Origin of the sequence: Acinetobacter sp. YH16031 (assembly GCF_013417335.1) — a bacterium.
Taxonomy (GTDB): domain Bacteria; phylum Pseudomonadota; class Gammaproteobacteria; order Pseudomonadales; family Moraxellaceae; genus Acinetobacter.
On the sequence record NZ_VPED01000079.1, the window covers coordinates 1 to 4117 of the forward strand.

Consider the following 4117-nt stretch of genomic DNA (forward strand, 5'->3'; position numbering starts at 1 on the left):
CTAAAATTGGATAAAGCTCTCTGAATTTTTCAGGCTCTAAAAGCATATCAGCGATACGAATAGCAAATTGTTGGTAGCTTTCTGTACCTTGTGAATATTTCCCCATTTCAGGCATTTCTGACATTTTATTCGCAAATAAATGGCGTTGTGCATCGGTCATTTTTATAAAAAAATCAGGCGTGTTTGGATCTCTTTTTGCTTCAACTTTTGGCTGTTGTTTTTGCTTAAATTTGAAAGAAAAACCTGAAATGATCCGTCCTTTTTTATGCTGTTCATACGTTACAGTAATATCAGTATGCTCATTAATTTGTTTAATTGATGGTTCAAGCACACGCTTTTTAAAGTCACTCATGGCGGTGTATTCACTATCAACAAGACCTAATCTGTTTCTAAACTCACTAAGTTCTAGTTGTGGAACTTTTCCAACTTCACGCCAAGCAATCAGCAATTCATAAAGCCTAGTGGCGTATTTACTGGTTAGGTGAGCAACTTGTTTAGCTTCATATTTTGTAAAGTGTTCTTCCAATCGTGTGATTAAAGGCACTACATCAGGAGCAAAAGTAATTTCTAACAATGCTAGGTCATCTACATAAAATATACGGCTTACCCAGCGAGATCGAACAATGCCGACTTTGCCTGTTTTTTTATATTCGGCTGTATAACTAAATTGACGATTAAACAGATTATTTACAGCTTCTCTCAAAGCTTTATATGACGCATCGGCAGATACATTGAATAGCTTGGCGTAGTCACTAGCATGTATTTCCAGTTTACTATCCGCAGTGATTCCTTGTCCCGATTCTCTAGCATTAATGATAGCTAGCATGATCAAACGTTGTTCCGTTAGCTCTAGGTTGTAACTGGCATTTATTAGAGCATTATCTTTCACGACTAAACTATTTTTCATAAGAAGAACTTATTATTATCTAATTAAAGGACAATGTAATCTAATATCTTTTTAAGGTCAATATTTATAATGTCTTTTAATTAAGAGCAAATGTCCGTTTATACAAGAGCAAATGTCCGTTTATACAAGAGCAAATGTCCGTTTATACAAGAGCAAATGTCCGTTTATATAGTCTGTAACACTTACTACACAAGGGTTTCAACCTGTCTAAAAGCATTAAAAGCTTTAAAAATAATTAAAAGCCTTTCGAGAGGGGAGTGCTTAAAACTGCCCTATGTACTCGCTAAAGCTCGTACTCTATTGAAGCTCGTTCCTCGCTTCGTGGGGCAGTTTTTGGTTAATCCTGTTTGTGAAATCTAAAAGCAAAAATATTGGTAATGTATTCGCTTCGCTCATACTTTTTGAAAAGCAAAAGCTCCAAAGTTCGCACCCATTCGGGATGCTCTGTACCTACCGTTTAAAATCGAAAGGGAGCTTGTAATCAGAGAAAAGGCGAGCGTGAAATTTTGATGATGCTCAATCGCTCGTAGACACTCGCTCGGTTCTTATTATCTAGGTTTTAATTATTTAATGGAGCTAATCAAAGTTGTGAAACATTGATCAAAGAATAGGCGTGGAACGTGAAAAATCATAAAAAAAGCCCGAACAGTGATGTTCGGGCTATCAACTAGAAACTACAGCGTTGAATTATAAGGATAATTATAAGAAACGTTTGCATAAAAATTCCCCTATTTGCCTCATTCTATACAAAAAAGTAGCCGGGAATTAAACCGCGATGCTGAAATTGCTCAAAAATGTCATAAAAAATGCCCCGAAAGGCGTTGTGATGCTTTAAAACACATAAGGGCGAATAAAAATTAAGAAGAAAATCCCGAGCATCAAAAACCATTTTAAGAAGTAGTACACGCGACTATTTTTAGCTTTTAAGGCCTTCGCTTTTAAACGCACTTGATAGACATAGCCAAAGACTTTGTTTAAGCCACCTGTCTGATCGCCTGCTTCATTCGGAGAACTTGCTGCGGTCATCACATTCTTGCCAAACCAGTGATTAAACTTTTGCATCCAGCGAGATTTTAACGGACGCTCAACATCGGCAAAGAAAATAATACGGTTTTGAGAAGTACCATTTTCAGCATAGTGAATATAGGTTTCATCAAACACCACACTTTCACCATCACGCCATGAATAACGCTCACCATCGACATCAATAAAACAACGGTCATCATTGGGTGTCATCAACCCCAAGTGGTAACGCAATGAACCTGCATAGGGGTCACGATGGCGCACTAAACGACTGTCGGGCGCTAGTTCAGTAAACATCGCCGCCTTAATGCTAGGTAAAGTTTTTAATAATGCTGTGGTTTTTGGGCATAATTCTGCTGCTGATGGATGCGCGGAGTCATACCATTTTAAATAAAAACGCTTCCAGCCTGTTTTAAAGAATGAATTAAACCCCAAATCATCGTAGCTACTTGAAGCTTTAATACCGCCCTGTTGATATAAAGCTTTGGCTTCATCACGAATCATTTCCCAGTTGTCATCTAAAACTTTTAAATCTTGAAAATGCTGAGTGTCGATATAAGGTTGATTCGGCACTTTAGAAAATAAGTACATTAAATAGTTAATCGGTGCAAGAATGGTCGAATGGTCAAAAAACTGACGATAAAAACTATGACGCACCTTGCCGCGCTGTTGAATATACAACGCTGAAGCGATAAAAATCGCCAAAATAATCCACTTCAACATAGAACTAACCAAATACTGAAAACAGCAAAAATTCAAAAATGTCACATATTCTACTCCATTTCAGCGCATGACATCATCGCAGAAAATAGAACACAGCATTGCCAGTCGCTCTGTATACCCACCCAACCTCACGCTATAAAACGTCACCATCCAAACCAAGCATTGACTTATCTGCCCTAAACAAACCACCAAAAGCTCTACTTTTTAAGCTTTTCTCAGTCCTAAAATATTCCAACCGGATAAAAAAAAATATAAAACAATCACTTTCAGAAACCTTTGCACGAATAAACACACAAAAGTTCATTAAATTGGTATAATACAATAAAATCAATCACCTAGCAAAAAACACGACTATGGCATGGAAACAAACAGGGCAACTCTCCCTAGCAGACAGTCTCATTAACGCTCACAAAGCCATCGAAGAATTAGATGAACTACACAACCTAATTGACTGGCAAACTATCGAGCAAACCTTACGCCACGTTCATAGCAGTGAGCGTGGGGAATCTGCCTTTCACCCTGTCATCATGTTTAAAGTATTACTCTTACAAAAACTCTATAACCTATCGGATCCAGCCATGGAAAAACAACTGGCACGAGACTTACTATTTCGTCGCTTTGTTGGCCTATCATTAACGGATGATGTACCCGACCATAGCACCATTTGGCGATACCACAAACACCTAGGTGAGCTTAGACTGATTGAACCATTGTTCAACCAAATCAATGAGCAACTAGCCCAACAAAACATTTTTATCAAAGCGGGCAGTGTCAGCATCATCGATGCCAGTATCGTTGAAGCTAAAAACAAACGACCTAAGAAAGGCAAACACACCGACAATACCCAAGATAACGAAGCCGCCTATGTCAGTAAAAAAGACAGTACAGGTAAAGTAAAAACCACCTACGGCTTTAAAATTCATCTCAACTGTGATGAAGACAGCTTTGTCAAAAAGGTTGAAACTACCCCTGCCAATGTCCATGATTCCCAATGTTTTACCACGCTGTTAACAGATGATGAATCAGCCGTGTATGCTGACAGTGCGTATAAAAGCCAAGCCCATGATGACTACCTTGCCGAGCATGAACCACCTATAAAAAATCATATTCATGATAGAGCATGGCGCAATACACCCTTAACCGAACAGCAAAAACGCAATAATACCCAAAAGAGCCAAACTAGAAACACCGTTGAGCGGGTCTTTGGACATTTTAAACTGCATTATGGGATGAGCAAAGCGGGTCGTTTAGGGTTAATGCAATTTCATACCAGCACTTTGCTTGCAAGCATGGTGCATAATTTAAAAACTGCCCTAAGCTTGAAACGAAAATACGGACTCGCCTAGGGTTATTGTGTCTGTTGGTTAGTAAGCTCAGCCAATAGACACAAATTTAACAACCATTTGGAGATTTTATCCATGATTTAGCCATTGTTTTGCTTATTTCATTGCCATTCTTTGTTTT

At 38.4% G+C, this 4117-nt stretch carries 3 protein-coding genes; 1 reads left to right on the top strand and 2 read right to left on the bottom strand.

Annotated features, from left to right (window positions below; genetic code table 11):
- Both repM and lpxO read right to left on the bottom strand, forming a co-directional pair.
- Positions 1 to 907: replication initiation protein RepM (repM, locus tag FTV31_RS15770; RefSeq protein ID WP_180015637.1), on the bottom strand; the 907-nt coding region annotated here is incomplete at its 3' end.
- Positions 908 to 1738: 831 nt separating this feature from the next.
- Complete coding sequence (gene lpxO, locus FTV31_RS15775; protein ID WP_179997574.1) at positions 1739 to 2653, bottom strand: lipid A hydroxylase LpxO; 915 nt, start codon at positions 2651 to 2653, stop codon at positions 1739 to 1741.
- A 353-nt stretch (positions 2654 to 3006) separates the two neighbouring features.
- Here lpxO and FTV31_RS15780 point away from each other — a divergent pair, with 353 nt between their 5' ends.
- Positions 3007 to 3999, top strand: a complete 993-nt coding sequence (locus FTV31_RS15780; protein WP_180015639.1) for an IS5-like element ISAba23 family transposase — start codon at positions 3007 to 3009, stop codon at positions 3997 to 3999.
- Positions 4000 to 4117 lie beyond the last annotated feature (118 nt).